Here is a 14,018-nt window from a genome sequence, read left to right on the forward strand (position 1 = left end):
CCCGTGACATGACCTCTGGCACGGGGCACTAGATCCAGCCGTAGCGGCGCGCGATGGCGCAGGCCTCGTGGCGGTTGGCGGCGCCGAGCTTGGCGATCGCCGAGGAGAGGTAGTTGCGGGTGGTACCGATGGTCAGCGAGGCGCGGCGGGCGATCTCGTCGGTCTCGGCCCCATCCGCTGCGTATTCGAGCACATCGGACTCGCGTGGCGTCAGCGGCGAGTCACCGGCACCGATGGCCTCACCAGCCAGCTCCGGGTCGACATAGCGACCGCCATGGCGCACCGTGCGGATCGCCTCGGCGAACGTGCGTGCCTGCACCGTTTTGGGCAGGAAGCCACGAACCCCGACCGACAGCGCCTTCTTGAGGTATCCGGGCCTGCCGTGGCTGGTCACGATCAACGGCAGGCACCCTGGCAGCTGGTCGAGGAGCTGCGCTGCGACCTCGATGCCGTCCGAGTCCGGCAGCTGGAGGTCGAGCACGGCCACGTCCGGCCGGTGCCGAGACGCCATGGCCAGCGCCTCCTGTCCGGTCGCGGCCTGGGCGACCACGACGATGTCACCCTCCAGATCCAGCATGGTCGCCAACGCGTCCCGGATGAGGTGCTCGTCCTCGGCGAGCAGTACCCGGATGGTTTCCCGCTCGACGCGGTCCTGACTCGTCATCCCGCGCTGTCCTTTCCGGGGAACGTCACCGTCACCGTGAACGAGCCCTCGCACGCGTCGGTGGCCAACGTGGCGCCCGAAGGCGCGAGCCGTTCTCGCAATCCGGCGAGCCCGTTGCCTTCCTCGTGCCGGTCGCGGCCTGCCCCGTCGTTGCTGACCACCAGCGTGCGGCCTGCCAGCCGGATCGCGCACCGCGTGGCGCTGCTGTGGCGCAGCACGTTGGTGACCGCTTCACGCACCACCCACGCGGCCATCTCTTGCTCCTGACCGGTCAGCTCCGGTGTGTTCCTCGTCCCGAGCTCGATGTCGCAGTCGATACCCGCCGACTCGAGTAACGATCGCGCCCCGGACAGTTCCGAGTCGAAGCTGACATCCCGGTAGCCGCGAGCGAGCTCGCGCACCTCACGTAGCGAGTCGTGCGCGAGCTCGTGCACCCGCCGCATCCGCTCGGGTGCCCGGTCGTCACCGCGAGCACCGAGTTCGGCCGCCAGCTCGCTGGTGACCGCGATCGCCGAGAGGTTGCGCCCGAGCACGTCGTGCAGGTCGCGGGAGAAGCGCAACCTCTCCTCGGCCACGTCCAGCGCACCCTGCGCGGTACGCGCCCGGTCCAGCTCGCGCACCACCTCCCGCAACCACAGCGATGTCCGCACCGTCGCGATGAAGATCGCGGCGATGGCCAGGTGGATGGCGGCCAGCGTGGGCTCGCGGAACGCCACCAGTGACGCGATCCCCACCACGACCGCCCACGTAGTGGCCGCGTGACTTCGCAGCAGCGGGGACACCGCGATCGTCAGCACATACCCCGTTGCCAGCATGCCCCAGTGCGTGGGCTCGTCACCGGGTGCGGTGTTGGCGGCGGCGACGCAGACCGTGGCGGCTAGCGCGAGCACGGCGAGCGGGGCGAGCGGTCGTTGCCTACCGCCGGGATAGTGGCGCATCGCGAGGTGGAGCTGCCAGCTGCCGGTGCAGCCGAGGAGCACGACGGCGCCGGTGAGCGTGGCGACGGCCGGGGCGTGCTGGCCTGCGGTGAGCTCGGCGATGAGCCGAACCAGTGCGACAGCCGGGAGCACCCACAGCATCACGTGCAGCGTGACCGCCGTGTAAGCGTCGACACGCTGCACCTGGGTGGCATGGCGCCACCACCGGAGCGGGGACGGCGCGAGCGGCATGAGCCGAGCCTGCCACGACCCGCCGCGTTCCCGCATGCCGGTCGGGACCGCGCTCACCTCCGGGGTTCCCAGCGGAAGTACCTGTGCGCCACCATGGCGCCCAGCACCAGCCAGGCGAGCATCACCAGCGCCGGTTGCCAGGCGAGCTGGAAAATCTCGGCGAAGGCCACGCGGTCGCCGCCGGGAGTGAGGCCGAGCCAGCCAAGCATGGTCAGCTCGGCCACCGGTGCCAACGGGAGGTAGGGCACGACCTCACCCACCGACTGCGGGAGCGCATCGGCCACCCACGGCAGGCCGAGCACGCTGATCCCGATGACGGGCAGGCTGGTGATCTGCGCAGCCTCGGAGTTCTTGGTGAACGTGGTGGTGATCAGCGCCAGCGAGGTGAACACCGCGGCACCGCCGAGCACCGCGAGCAGCAGCACGATCGGGTTCTCCGGGGCGGGCAGTCCGAGCGCCAGCGTGCCGACCAATGACATCAGCAGCACCATGCCGAGCGCGACCGTCACCGCGGGTAGCGCCGTGCCGAGGAGGATCTCGGCATCGGAGCACTCGCCGGTACGCAGCCGTTTGAGGACGAGCTCCTCACGGCGGGCCACGTAGGAGGAAAGCAGGTTGTAGTAGACGACGAACAGCAGCAGCACCAGCACAAGCAGGGCCAGCGCGATGACGGCCGCCTCCTGCGGAACCCGGCCGCCGGATCGTGCCGGTATCAGCAACGCGATCGGCAGCAGGGGGATCACGAAGGCGTTGACCATCAGCAGCTTGTTGCGTCGCAGCAAGGTGAACTCGGCCCGCGCTAGCGCGGCAAGGCGATGCGCCGGGGTGACGCCGGGCCGCGTCTCGGCTGGAGCTGCGCTGGCCTTCACGTTGCCGTTCATGCGCTGACCTCCTCGGTGACCGCGGAGCGGGAATCGCCGGCGATGGACAGGAACACCGTCTCCAGTGAGGCGGTACTGGCGCGTAGCCCCGGTAGCCGCACCCCGTGCTCGTCTGCCCACGTCAACAGCTGCGTCAGGGTGCGCTGTAGGTGGTGCGTGTGGATGGTGATGCCGCGTCGTCCGGTGGTGACGGTGGTTCCGTCCAGTTCGGGCAGCGGTAGGTCAGGCGTATCGAAGCTAATCTCGGAGGGATGGTCGGCCACCACGTCAGCCACGGTTCCCAGCCGTTCGATCCGGCCCTCGTGCAGGATCGCGAGCCGGTCGGCCAGCTGCTCGGCCTCGTCGAGATAGTGCGTGGTCAGCACGACGGTGGTGCCAGCGGCGTGCAGCTCACCGATCAGCCGCCAGGTGTTGCGCCTGCTCTCCGGATCCAGCCCCGTGGTTGGCTCGTCGAGGAACAGCACTTCGGGATCGCCGAGCAGTGCCAGCGCCAGGTCGAGCCGCCGACGCTCGCCACCGGAGAGCTGCTTGACGAGCGTCCCGGCACGGTCGTCGATAGCGACCTTCGCCAGGACGTTTCGCACCCGCGTCGCAACAGGCCGGGGCACCGACAACGTGCCTGCCCACATACGTGCGGCCTCGGCCACGGTGAGATCCGTGGGGAAGCCACCTTCCTGGAGCATGATGCCCATCCGGGGTCGTACCAGCCTGCGTTGCCGCACTGGATCGCAACCGAGGACACGCACGGTGCCGTCGCTGGGCGCGACCAAGCCTTCCAGCACCTCCATGGTGGACGTCTTGCCCGCGCCGTTGGTGCCGAGCAGGGCGAACAGCTCGCCCCGCTCGATCCGTAGATCGATTCCGGAGACCGCTTCGAAGCCCGACTCGCCGCCGTAGCGGCGGCGGAGCCGGGTCGTTTCGATGACGGGTGGGTCGTCGCTGATCATGGTCACAGCATCCGTCACACCGGCAGGAGCCGGTAGTGCGTTCCGTCATGGCCGCTGCCGGGCTGTGTCAGTGTTCGGCCATGACGGATGTCATGGGTGCCGCGCGCCGTGCCGGGGCGCTGTCCACTGGATCGGGGTAGCGCACGGCAGCCGAACCTCCACCTGTTGCGTTGTGATCACCATTGGACCACATCGCGTGACGTAACACACGCCAGCACAGTATGAAGGGGGTGTGGACCGGAAGCCGTTGGAGACGCTGATCGCCCTGCTCGCCGCCGTCGGGGTGGTCGGTGTGATGGTGGGTGCGGTGCTGCTCGTCGGCGGGGGAGACGAGCGGCATGCCGCGCGCTACGCGGCGCCGCCCGCGACGGCAGAGCACCCGCCCCCGGATCCGGAACCCGAACGTGAGTCCGCTCCCGAGCCCGCACTGTTCCCTCCTGCGTTGGTCACCAAGATCGACGCGGGCGGCAGCCAGGTCCGGCACGTCGGGCTCGGGTCGTCCGATGCCATCTACGTGCAACCCGTCGAGGGCGGGCTCACCCGGCTGCTGTCGGTGCACTGGGGTGAGCGCCCAGACGTGCTCGGGCCAGTGCGCAGCGCTCGGGAGACCGACATCGAGTTGCTCGGCCAGTTCACCGACGCTGTATACGCCTACTCCGGCTCCGCGTCCCAGCTGGCGGGGCCGCTGGCGGACAGCGGCCTGACCACCGTCGCCCCACACCACTCGAACGCCTTCTACCGGGACGGCTCCCGACCCAGCCCGCACAACCTCTACGTGCGGCCGGGCAGGCTCCCCGGAACGCCCGCGGCTGCGGAGCCGTTCCCGACGGGAGCCCCACCAAGCGGTGGCGAGCCAGTCGACAGCTATCGGGTCGCCTACCAGAGCGCGTCCTACGACTTCGCCTGGTCAGGCGACCGCGACGGTTGGCTCGTCTCGATGAACGGCAGCCCGTTCACTTCAGCCGAGTACGGCAGGCTCGACGCGGGCACGGTCGTGGTGCTGCGGGTGCCGATCGAGGCGGGCCTGGGTATCACCGACTCGACCGGCAGCCTCTCACCCGTCGCCCGCACCGTCGGTCAGGGCGCGGCGGCCGTGCTGCGCGACGGGCGCGCCTACCAGGGCAGCTGGGCGCGCGATGGCGCGAACGAACCGCTGCGGCTGGTCACCGGTGGCGGCGACCCCATCCCGCTCGGCGAGGGCAGGCTCTGGGTGCTGCTCGTGCCCGCGTGAGCCAGGCGCGCCCTCCGTGCCTGTGCCGTCACCCGGTTGTGAGAGGCTAGCCACCGTGGGCAGGATCATGCGTCGTTTCGCGCCGACCATCGCGCTGGCCGGCTCCGCGTTGTTGATCGCCGCCTGTGGGGAGGGGCCGACTCGGGCGTCCTCCGCGGCGGTCGTCGGCGACGAGCGCATCCCGCTGGAGCGCGTCCAGGACGATGTGCGGTGGTTGCTGAACAACATTCCCGAGGTGCGGCAGGCCGACGACGAGGGCAACCTCGGTCTCTACACGCGCCACGTGGTGCAGAGCTACGTCGTCAGCGAGTTGCTCGAGGTGGCGGCCGAGGAGGAGGATCTGCAGGTCGACCGCGAGGTCGTCGACGAGCGGCTCGAGGCGTGGGGCGGTCGTGACGAGGCGCCCGCGATGGTCGGGGTGCCGCCGGAGCGGCTCGAACGGTTCGCCACCGATGTCGCGCTGATCGAGCAGCTGGGTGAGCACTACCTGGATCGGATCTCGGTCGAGGTGATCGGGGCTGAGGTCAGCGCCGACACGCCGGACGACCCGATGCGGGAGCAGGCCGTCGCGCTCGGCGAGGAGATCGCCGCCGACCCGGAGCGGGCCGCCGAGCTGGCAGGCGACGAGGGCAGGCGGGTCATCGACGAGACGTTCACCCCGGCCGAGCTCGTCGCAGGGGGAGCCGCCGAGCTGGCCACCAGCGCGCTGTTCAGCGCCGAGCCCGGTACCGTCACGGTGATCCAGCCCAACCCGCAGCAGCCGGTGTGGTTGGTCGCGCTGATCACCGACCGCACCGTGGACGCCGCCGCAGGCGACGACGATGTCGCGGAAGCTCCGCAGGCCGATCCCAACGTGCTCTACGGCTTCGGGTTGCGCATGCTCGCCCCGGTCGCCGAGGAGGTCGGCGTCGAGATCAATCCTCGCTACGGGGTGTGGGACCCGGTCGGCATGAGCATCGCCGAGAGCGAGGAGCACACGTTCGGCGAGCTGATCCCGTCCCGTACCGCCCAACCGTGAGCCAGCAGGTCACCGGGCAGAGCGGGGCGCGCGTCGCGCACGGTAGCGCGGTGGTGCAGTGCGCCCGGCAATTGTCGGACGCGTTGCCCGCAGCGGCCGTGCCAGTGCTTGGCTCCGCGTCGGCGATCTACGCCACGGCAGGGGTGCCCGACAGCGTCCGGCGGGTCACGGGTGCCGAGCCCTGTCCCGATCCGGCGGTGCTGCGCGCCGAAGCCGCTAGTTCGGCCGTGGTGCTGCTCGTCACCGACCCCGACGGCAAGGCGGCCGCGGCGCTGCACGACGCGGGAGCTCCCCGGATAGCGGCGACGGTGCCCGCACTGCTCGACGCCGTCGGGGTGATGGACCGGTTACGCTCCCCCGGTGGCTGCCCGTGGGACGCCGAGCAGACCCACGAATCACTGCGCCAGTACCTCGTCGAGGAGACCTACGAGCTGCTGGAGGCGATCGAGTCCGGCGACCGGGCCTCGCTCCGGGAGGAGCTCGGTGACGTGCTGCTGCAGGTGCTGTTCCACGCGCGGGTGGCCACCGAGCACGGCACCGATCCGTTCGATATCGAGGAGGTCGCTCGTGGGCTGGTCAGCAAGCTGGTTGAGCGGCATCCGCAGGTGTTCGGCGGCGGTGAGGACGGTGAGAACACGGCAGAGCGGCAGGATCTGCGCTGGGAGGAGCTCAAGCGTTCGCAGCGGGGCAGGCAATCGGCCGTGGACGGTGTCGTTCTCGGGCAACCCGCCGTGGCGCTCGCCGCGAAGCTCGCCCGCCGCGCCCGCCGGGCCGGTATCCCCGACGACCTGCTGCCCAGCGACACCGGTATCGGTGCGGGGCTGTTCCGGTTCGTGGCCATGGCCGAGTGGGCAGGCCACGAACCGGAGGGTGAGCTGCGCGCCGCGGCGAAACAGTTCATCGCCGACCTTCGTGACGCCGAGGCGGCGGCCACCCGCGATGGTGCCGATCCCGCGGCGCTCGATGCTAAGGCCTGGCGGTACTACTGGCCCGAGGCTCGGACAGATTGATGGGTGCGACCGGTGACCGGGCGCTACGCATCCCGCTGCACTGCCAGCCGGGCGCTGACTTCCCCGAGCGCTTCCTGATAGTGCGGTAACGGGTTCATCGCCGAGGCCATGCGGAGCTGGCCGAGCGCTTCGACGAGCCTGCCGAGCCGTTGCAGTGTCTTACCGAGCGCGAAGCGCGCGTAGTCGTCGGCGGGGTCGATCTCCAGCACGTGGTTGAACGCGTGCTCGGCCTTGTGCAGCTGCGCGGAGCGGAAGTAGGCCCGTCCGGCAAGCAACTGCACGCTGGGCTTGTTCGGCTCGACGTCCAGCAGGGGGGCGAGCTCGTTCAGCGCATCCAGCGGTCGGCGGCGGGCCAGCAACGTCTCGGCGCGACGGAACGCCGTGGCGTAGGACGTCCCGTTGCCGTCGGCCTCGGGCGCAGGGGCATGATGATCCTCCATGGCTCCATCGACGGTACCCGCCGTGGGCGCCACGCACGACCGTTCGGCAGGATGGGGCTTCCGGCGGCGTAGGGTTCCGGTACCAGGTCCCGTATAGGCATGGCGTATTGATCCGGCGACGTACTCGGGTGGAACGTATGAACGAAACGCAGGACGGGCAACCGAACCAGACGAGCGCGCGGCAGGTGAACTACCTCGGTCTCGCGCCCTACCTGTACTACGCCGACGCCGGGGAGGCGCTGGAGTGGCTGGTGCGTGTGTTCGGTTTCGCCGAACGGGTGCGTTACGTCGACTCGGCGGGCTTCGTGTTCCAGGCCACGATCATGGCGGGTAGCGCCGAGATCCAGCTGGCCAGTGTCGGGGCGGACTACTGGGAGGCCAAGGGCGTCGGCGGCCCCGTAGGGCAGCTCAACATCGTCTACGTGGACGACGTCGACGCCCAGCACGAGCGGGTGCAGACCGCGCTCGGCGATACCGAGGTGTCGCAGCCCCAGGACCAGCCGTACGGTGCGCGCATCTTCACGGTGCAGGACATCGGCGGGAACAGCTGGACGTTCTGGCAGCACATCTCCGATACCGTGGAGCTACCCGCCGGCTGGCAGGAAATCAGGGCCGATTGAGCTCGCCTCGGCGAACACAGCCGAACACAGCCGAACACAGCCGAGCTCACCACCGGATGCTTGCCCGCGTGCGCTGGGATGACCACCAGCGGCGCCCCGATATCGGGCGCGCCCGGGTGTGCCGCACACGGGTGAGGTTGTCCCCCGTTAGGCTACAAGGCAGTGCTCGGCGACAAGTCGATGAACCGAGCTGGTAGACGACGGAGAAGACGGTAGGCGAGGAGTTCGCGTGGCGGTCATCGAACAGGTAGGTGCACGGGAGATCCTGGACTCGCGGGGCAATCCCACGGTCGAGGTGGAAGTGGCCCTGGACGACGGGACGATGTCCCGCGCCTCGGTACCGTCCGGGGCGTCCACCGGTGAATACGAGGCCGTGGAGCTGCGGGACGGGGACACGGCACGGTATGGCGGCAAGGGCGTGGAGCGCGCCGTGGCGGGTGTGCTCGACGAGATCAACGACGAGCTCTCCGGCGTGGAGGCCGTCGACCAGCGCATCGTCGATCAGAAGCTGGTGGACCTCGACGGCACGCCGGACAAGTCGCGCCTCGGAGCGAACGCCATCCTCGGTGTGTCGCTCGCGGTGGCACGCGCCGCCGCGTCCTCAGCCGAGCTGGAACTGTTCCGCTACCTCGGCGGACCCAACGCGCACGTCCTTCCGGTTCCGATGATGAACATCCTCAACGGCGGAGCCCACGCCGACACCGACGTGGACATCCAGGAGTTCATGATCGCCCCGGTCGGGGCCGAGTCCTTCCGCGAGGCGCTGCGTTGGGGAGCCGAGATCTACCATGCGCTGAAGTCGGTGCTCAAGGGACGTGGCCTCGCCACCGGCCTCGGCGACGAGGGCGGTTTCGCGCCCAGCCTGTCCAGCAACCGGGAAGCACTGGACCTGATCGTGCAGGCCATCGAGAAGGCCGGGTACGCGGTCGGCCAGGATATTGCGCTGGCACTGGACGTCGCGGCCACCGAGTTCTACTCCGACGGCCGCTACACTTTCGAAGGCACTGGCCGGTCCGCCGCGGAGCTGACTGCTTACTACACTGAGCTGCTTGACGCCTACCCGCTGGTGTCGATCGAGGATCCGCTGGCGGAGGACGACTGGGAAGGGTGGACCGAGCTCACCTCCAAGCTCGGCGGTCGCGTGCAGCTGGTCGGTGACGACCTGTTCGTCACCAATCCGGAGCGGCTCGAAGAGGGCATCAACCGCAGCGCGGGAAACGCGCTGCTGGTGAAGGTCAACCAGATCGGCACGCTGTCCGAGACCCTCGATGCCGTGACGCTGGCCGCCTCCTACGGCTACAAGAGCATGATCAGTCACCGGTCGGGCGAGACCGAGGACACCACGATCTCGGACCTGGCTGTGGCGACCGGTGCCGGGCAGATCAAGACCGGTGCGCCCGCACGGTCGGAGCGCGTGGCCAAGTACAACCAGCTGCTGCGGATCGAGGAGAACCTGGGCGACGCCGCCCGGTACGCCGGGGATATCGCTTTCCCGCGCTTCAGCCAGGAGGCGTGATCGCCCATGCCCGGCGACAGCAGGCCCCGCCGGCCCAGCGGTGCGCGCAGACCGGTGCGCGCTGGGCGTGCCGGGCCCGGCGGGGCCGGCCGGGTGTCTGGTGCGATGCGCACGATCGGGTTGACCACGACGCGGCGTGCCGCCGTGGTCGCCCTCGTGCTGTGTGCCCTGGTGTTCACGCTGGCCGTTCCGCTGCGGACCTACCTCGCGCAGCAGGCTGAGATCGCCGAGCAGGAGGAGCGGCAAGAGCAGCTCGAGGCCGAGATCGAACGGCTGGAGGAACGCCGAGCGGAGCTGGATGATCCCGTGCAGGTGGAGGCCGAGGCGCGGGCGAGGCTGCGATACGTGATGCCGGGGGAGACCCCGTTCATCGTGCAGCTGCCGGAGGACACCGCTGAGGCCGCGGGTGCCGATGAGGACGACGGCGAGGACGCCGCCGGCCCGTGGTACGAGCAACTCTGGTCGAGCATCACCGGGTAATGCGGTGGGGTGGCGCTGAACGTGACGTTCAGCGCCTTCTACGGAACGTACGTGACGTTCAGCTCCCCGCTCCCGGGGGTGATCGGAGGGGCACGTCCTCGCGGTATCGCACGTGGTGCCGAGTACCGTGGACGCGTGAGCGTACCGGAGGACTCGCGGTTCGAGCCGGTCACCGAGGTGGACCGGGAAGTGGTGGCCGAGCAGCTCGGTCGGCCACCCCGAGCGTTACGGGCGATCGCCGCCCGCTGCCCGAGCGGGCATCCGGCCGTGGTGCAGACCCACCCCCGACTGGAGAACGGCACCCCCTTTCCGACGCTCTACTACCTCACGTGCCCGCGATTGGCTTCGCTCGTGGGCTCGCTAGAGGCCACGGGAGTCATGCGCGAGATGACCGACCGACTGGCCGCCGACGCCGAGCTAGCCGGGCGCTACCGAGCCGCGCACGAGTCCTACCTGTCCGAGCGTGACGCCATCGAGCCACTCGGCCACGACGTCTCGGCCGGGGGGATGCCGGACCGCGTGAAGTGCCTGCATGTTCACCTGGCTCACCGGCTGGCCGTGGGTGCCGGGGTCAACCCCTTCGGTGACGAAGCGCTGGAGTTGCTCGCGGACAGCTGGCCGTCGGGAGAGTGCGTGGCTGAACAGGCGCCGGCCGGCCAGGACGCGCGGTACGCCGGTGGCTAGGGTGAACGCCATGACGAGGGTTGCCGCGATCGACTGTGGAACGAACTCCATCCGCCTGCTCATCGCCGAGCTCCTCCCGGGGCATGACGGCACCGTTGCGTTGCGTGACCTGCACCGCGAGATGCGGGTGGTGCGGCTCGGCCAGGCGGTCGACGCCACGGGAGCACTGGCGCCCGAAGCGTTGGAACGGACGAGGTCGGCGCTGGTGGACTACGCGGCGGCGGCGGGGCGCGAGGGCGCCGAGCGGGTACGGATGGTGGCGACCTCGGCCACCAGGGACGCGAGCAACACCACCGAGTTCTTCGACATGACCGAGCGCATCCTTGGTGCGCGTGCTGAGATCATCACCGGTGACGAGGAGGCCGAGCTCTCGTTCGCCGGTGCGGTGGCCGAGCACCAGCCTGCGGACGGGCCGTTCCTGGTGGTCGATGTCGGTGGCGGCTCGACCGAGCTGGTGCTCGGCGACTGGGACGGCCGCACGGCGCGGGTGCGGGCGGCGCGGTCGGTGGACATCGGCTGCGTGCGCATCACCGAGCGTGCGCTTCCCTCGGACCCACCGACGGCGGCCGAGATCGAACAGGCCCGCAAACTCGCGGCGGAAACGCTGGTCGAGGCTTACGAGGACGTGGACGTGTCGGCAGCGCGCACCTGGATCGGTGTTGCGGGGACCGTGACCACGATGTCGGCGATCGCCCAGGAACTATCGAGTTATGACTCGGAGCGCACCCACTTGTCGGTGCTCGACCGCGGGGCGATCGAGCGAACCACCGGCTGGTTGCTCGCAGCCGATCACGACACCCGGGCCGCCAACCCGGTGATCCACCCCGGCAGGGTGGACGTCATGGGCGGCGGAGCGTTGATCGTTCAGGCGCTCGCCGAGCAACTCGCCGAGCGCGGCGGCCCGGCCGACCTGGTCGTCAGCGAGCACGACATCCTCGACGGGATCGCCCTCTCGCTGAGTGGCTGACCGGCGAGTGTGGCGCTGAACGTCACGTTCAGCGCCACACCCGCTGCCGTCATCGGTTGGCGGCGGCCCGTACGAACGCGGCCAGGTCCTCCGCCTGCCGCAGCCGGGAGGCATGGTGGATGTACATCATGTGGCCCGCTGGATAGTAGGCCCGCGTGATGTTGTCCAGCAGCGAGTCCGGAACGGCCAGATGTGCCAGAGCGTGCTCCGCAGCGTAATAGGGTGTCGCGCCGTCGTAGTAGCCGAACGACACGTGCAACTTCAAGTGCGGATTCGCCCGCATGGCGGCTGAAAGCTTGTCCGCGACGGTAACGTGGGAGTTCTGGAATTCGGAGTAGGACCACGCCGAGTTCACATCGAAGCTGAGCACCTCGTAGGGCAGGTCGTTCTCGTAGCCCAGCTCGTTGCGTACGTAGTGGTTCAGCGCCGTGGCGAAGGGGCTGTAGATCGCCGAGAAGGAGGGATCGGCCGACATACGCTCCAGCCCGTAGTCCATATCGGATCCGGTGAAGCGCGAGTCGAGTCTGCCGACCACCAGCCTGCGGTGCCGTAACAGCTCGGTGAAGAACCGCAGATGTTCCACCCGCAGGTCCACCCGCTCCACGTAATCCCGGGACAGCCCGGTTAGCGCAGCCAGTCGGGTGGCGATGTCCGCGCGCTCACTCGCGGTCAGCCGGGAACCCCTGGCCAGGGCCCACAGGTAGTCCCGGCTGGCGAACTCCTCGGCCTCGGCGAGCAGCTCCGGCAGCGACCGGTCAGGGTGCATCCCGTGGTAATGGGCGATGGCGGCGTAGGTCGGTACGTAGAGGGCGTAGGCTAGGTCGTTGCCCTTGGTGAAGAACTGCGTGCCGAAGTCCAGCACCGAGGACAGCAGCATCAGGCCGTTCAATGACATGCCGTACTTGGACTGCAGGTGTTCGGCCAGCCCAGCGGCACGGACGGTCCCATAGGATTCGCCTGCCAGGAATTTCGGCGACAGCCATCGGCCGTTGCGTGTGACCCATAGCCGGATGATCTCGCCCACCGAGGTGATATCGGTGGTGAATCCGTGGTAGTCCTTGGGTTTCTTGCCCTGCGCGGCTCGCGAGTAGCCCGTCGATACGGGATCGATGAACACCAGATCGCTGTGTTCCAGCAAGGATTCGGTGTTGTCGACCAGCCCGTACGGTGGGGGTTCCAGCGCATCGACATCCCCGGACAGTGCCCGTCGGGGGCCCAGGATCCCCAGGTGTAGCCACACGCTCGACGACCCGGGCCCGCCGTTGAAGGCGAAGGTCACCGGCCGGTGAGTCGGGTCGGCGCCGTCGAGGGTGTAGGCGGTCAGAAACACCTCGGCCTTGGGTATGTGACCGTCGAAGGCGTCGTCGGTGATCACTTCTTCGCGCAACACCATGCGCCCGGTCTGTGCGGTGTAGTGCAGCGTGGTGTCACGCGTGGTCAGTGCGTGCTGGGTGGTGACCAGGTCATCAGTGGGTGTGCTGGCGGCGCGGTCGCTGGTGGCGGTGCTGTCCTCGGCTGGCGTGGCCGGGTTGTGCCCGGTGTCGTCAGGAGTGGATGTCATGGCGTCACTCTAATGTGCGAGACAATGTCGGCTGTGCCGTTTCCCCCACAGAACGCCGTGCCCGGCTGTGGCGATCCCCGTCCGGCCGACCAGCACAGTATCGCCGAACTCGACAGCGCCATCACCGGCTGCGCCGCATGCGATCGGCTGGTGTCCTGGCGGGAACGGGTCGCACGCGACAAGCGTGCCGCTTACGCCGACCAGGCCTACTGGGGACGTCCGGTACCCGGATTCGGCCCAGCTGACGCGTCGCTGGCGATCGTGGGGTTGGCGCCTGCCGCGCACGGCGCCAACCGGACCGGGCGAATGTTCACGGGCGACCGGTCCGGCGACGTGCTCTACGCCGCGCTACACGCGGTGGGGATCGCCTCGCAGGCGGAGGCGACGCACCGCGACGATGGGCTGAGCCTGTACGGCACCCGCATCACAGCGCCGGTGCGCTGCGCGCCGCCTGCGAACAAACCAACCCCTGGCGAGCGCGATACCTGTCAGCCGTGGCTGGTCAGGGAGTTCGAACTGCTGGCGCCGACGCTACGGACGGTCGTCGCGCTGGGAGCGTTCGGTTGGCAGTCCACGCTGCGGGTGCTCGCCGAGCTCGGCTGGCAGGTGCCGAAACCCCGCCCTCGGTTCGGGCATGGCGCCCACGTGGTGCTATCCGAGCACGACCGCCCTGACTTCCACATCGGGAAACAGTCCTGTGAACTGCACTTGTTCGGGTGTTTTCACGTGTCGCAGCAGAACACTTTCACCGGCAGGCTCACCCCGGCGATGTTGCGCGATGTGCTCGCCGATGCAGCACGCGCCGCGCGGCTTCGGTAACGGTGGCGTGT

The 14,018-nt window shown here is 69.3% G+C and carries 15 protein-coding genes; 9 read left to right on the forward strand and 6 right to left on the reverse strand.

Features of this window, described 5'->3' with window-relative positions; genetic code table 11:
- Positions 1 to 28: 28 nt before the first annotated feature.
- Genes F8178_RS03220 through F8178_RS03235 form a run of 4 tightly spaced genes read right to left on the reverse strand, consistent with a single transcriptional unit; the run spans position 29 to position 3,661 of the window.
- Positions 29 to 664: a response regulator transcription factor gene (locus F8178_RS03220; RefSeq protein WP_317493111.1), complete on the reverse strand. Its 636-nt coding sequence runs from the start codon at positions 662 to 664 to the stop codon at positions 29 to 31.
- Positions 661 to 1,890 carry a histidine kinase gene (locus F8178_RS03225; RefSeq protein WP_317493112.1) on the reverse strand — a complete coding sequence of 410 codons (1,230 nt, stop codon included), beginning with the start codon at positions 1,888 to 1,890 and terminating at the stop codon, positions 661 to 663. The genes F8178_RS03220 and F8178_RS03225 overlap by 4 nt, the downstream gene beginning before the upstream one ends.
- Positions 1,887 to 2,714 carry an ABC transporter permease gene (locus F8178_RS03230; protein WP_317493113.1) on the reverse strand — a complete coding sequence of 276 codons (828 nt, stop codon included), beginning with the start codon at positions 2,712 to 2,714 and terminating at the stop codon, positions 1,887 to 1,889. The genes F8178_RS03225 and F8178_RS03230 overlap by 4 nt, the downstream gene beginning before the upstream one ends.
- Complete coding sequence (locus F8178_RS03235; protein ID WP_317493114.1) at positions 2,711 to 3,661, reverse strand: ABC transporter ATP-binding protein; 951 nt, start codon at positions 3,659 to 3,661, stop codon at positions 2,711 to 2,713. The genes F8178_RS03230 and F8178_RS03235 overlap by 4 nt, the downstream gene beginning before the upstream one ends.
- A 232-nt stretch (positions 3,662 to 3,893) precedes the next feature.
- Between F8178_RS03235 and F8178_RS03240 the strand changes: the two genes are divergently transcribed.
- The 3 genes from F8178_RS03240 to F8178_RS03250 all read left to right on the forward strand — a co-directional run bounded on the left by F8178_RS03240 (position 3,894) and on the right by F8178_RS03250 (position 6,920).
- Positions 3,894 to 4,892 (forward strand): DUF3048 domain-containing protein, encoded by a 999-nt coding sequence (locus tag F8178_RS03240; protein WP_317493115.1) that lies wholly within the window; start codon positions 3,894 to 3,896, stop codon positions 4,890 to 4,892.
- Positions 4,893 to 4,959: 67 nt separating this feature from the next.
- Positions 4,960 to 5,910 (forward strand): hypothetical protein, encoded by a 951-nt coding sequence (locus F8178_RS03245; RefSeq protein WP_317493116.1) that lies wholly within the window; start codon positions 4,960 to 4,962, stop codon positions 5,908 to 5,910.
- Positions 5,907 to 6,920 (forward strand): MazG family protein, encoded by a 1,014-nt coding sequence (locus tag F8178_RS03250; RefSeq protein ID WP_396344964.1) that lies wholly within the window; start codon positions 5,907 to 5,909, stop codon positions 6,918 to 6,920. The genes F8178_RS03245 and F8178_RS03250 overlap by 4 nt, the downstream gene beginning before the upstream one ends.
- Positions 6,921 to 6,943: 23 nt before the next feature.
- On the opposite strand, the gene F8178_RS03255 is transcribed toward F8178_RS03250, so the two are convergent.
- Positions 6,944 to 7,360 (reverse strand): tetratricopeptide repeat protein, encoded by a 417-nt coding sequence (locus F8178_RS03255; RefSeq protein WP_317493117.1) that lies wholly within the window; start codon positions 7,358 to 7,360, stop codon positions 6,944 to 6,946.
- Positions 7,361 to 7,497: 137 nt separating this feature from the next.
- Between F8178_RS03255 and F8178_RS03260 the strand changes: the two genes are divergently transcribed.
- The 5 genes from F8178_RS03260 to F8178_RS03280 all read left to right on the forward strand — a co-directional run bounded on the left by F8178_RS03260 (position 7,498) and on the right by F8178_RS03280 (position 11,627).
- A complete protein-coding gene (locus F8178_RS03260; protein ID WP_317493118.1) occupies positions 7,498 to 7,980 on the forward strand; it encodes a VOC family protein in 483 nt (160 codons plus the stop codon).
- A 229-nt stretch (positions 7,981 to 8,209) separates the two neighbouring features.
- Positions 8,210 to 9,496 carry a phosphopyruvate hydratase gene (gene eno, locus F8178_RS03265; protein WP_317493119.1) on the forward strand — a complete coding sequence of 429 codons (1,287 nt, stop codon included), beginning with the start codon at positions 8,210 to 8,212 and terminating at the stop codon, positions 9,494 to 9,496.
- A gap of 105 nt (positions 9,497 to 9,601) precedes the next feature.
- On the forward strand, positions 9,602 to 9,976 hold the full coding sequence (locus F8178_RS03270; protein ID WP_317493120.1) for a septum formation initiator family protein: 375 nt from the start codon (positions 9,602 to 9,604) through the stop codon (positions 9,974 to 9,976).
- 135 nt (positions 9,977 to 10,111) lie between these two features.
- Positions 10,112 to 10,660: a DUF501 domain-containing protein gene (locus tag F8178_RS03275; RefSeq protein ID WP_317493121.1), complete on the forward strand. Its 549-nt coding sequence runs from the start codon at positions 10,112 to 10,114 to the stop codon at positions 10,658 to 10,660.
- Positions 10,661 to 10,670: 10 nt separating this feature from the next.
- Positions 10,671 to 11,627, forward strand: a complete 957-nt coding sequence (locus F8178_RS03280) for a Ppx/GppA phosphatase family protein (RefSeq protein WP_317493122.1) — start codon at positions 10,671 to 10,673, stop codon at positions 11,625 to 11,627.
- Between the two features lie 49 nt (positions 11,628 to 11,676).
- On the opposite strand, the gene F8178_RS03285 is transcribed toward F8178_RS03280, so the two are convergent.
- On the reverse strand, positions 11,677 to 13,188 hold the full coding sequence (locus F8178_RS03285) for a S10 family serine carboxypeptidase-like protein (RefSeq protein WP_317493123.1): 1,512 nt from the start codon (positions 13,186 to 13,188) through the stop codon (positions 11,677 to 11,679).
- Between the two features lie 24 nt (positions 13,189 to 13,212).
- On the opposite strand from F8178_RS03285, the gene F8178_RS03290 reads away from it, so the two are divergent.
- Positions 13,213 to 14,007 carry a uracil-DNA glycosylase gene (locus tag F8178_RS03290; RefSeq protein WP_396344965.1) on the forward strand — a complete coding sequence of 265 codons (795 nt, stop codon included), beginning with the start codon at positions 13,213 to 13,215 and terminating at the stop codon, positions 14,005 to 14,007.
- The last annotated feature ends 11 nt before the right edge of the window (positions 14,008 to 14,018 follow it).

This window comes from Haloechinothrix sp. LS1_15 (assembly GCF_033042135.1).
Taxonomy (GTDB): domain Bacteria; phylum Actinomycetota; class Actinomycetes; order Mycobacteriales; family Pseudonocardiaceae; genus Haloechinothrix.

Excerpts from the sequence above, each read along its gene's own strand:
- F8178_RS03220 (WP_317493111.1), bottom strand. The coding sequence starts at position 664 with ATGACGAGTCAGGACCGCGTCGAGCGGGAAACCATCCGGGTACTGCTC.
- F8178_RS03230 (WP_317493113.1), bottom strand. The coding sequence starts at position 2,714 with ATGAACGGCAACGTGAAGGCCAGCGCAGCTCCAGCCGAGACGCGGCCC.
- F8178_RS03235 (WP_317493114.1), bottom strand. The coding sequence starts at position 3,661 with ATGATCAGCGACGACCCACCCGTCATCGAAACGACCCGGCTCCGCCGC.
- F8178_RS03245 (WP_317493116.1), top strand. The coding sequence starts at position 4,960 with ATGCGTCGTTTCGCGCCGACCATCGCGCTGGCCGGCTCCGCGTTGTTG.
- F8178_RS03255 (WP_317493117.1), bottom strand. The coding sequence starts at position 7,360 with ATGGAGGATCATCATGCCCCTGCGCCCGAGGCCGACGGCAACGGGACG.
- F8178_RS03260 (WP_317493118.1), top strand. The coding sequence starts at position 7,498 with ATGAACGAAACGCAGGACGGGCAACCGAACCAGACGAGCGCGCGGCAG.
- F8178_RS03270 (WP_317493120.1), top strand. The coding sequence starts at position 9,602 with ATGCGCACGATCGGGTTGACCACGACGCGGCGTGCCGCCGTGGTCGCC.
- F8178_RS03280 (WP_317493122.1), top strand. The coding sequence starts at position 10,671 with ATGACGAGGGTTGCCGCGATCGACTGTGGAACGAACTCCATCCGCCTG.
- F8178_RS03285 (WP_317493123.1), bottom strand. The coding sequence starts at position 13,188 with ATGACATCCACTCCTGACGACACCGGGCACAACCCGGCCACGCCAGCC.
- F8178_RS03290 (WP_396344965.1), top strand. The coding sequence starts at position 13,213 with ATGTCGGCTGTGCCGTTTCCCCCACAGAACGCCGTGCCCGGCTGTGGC.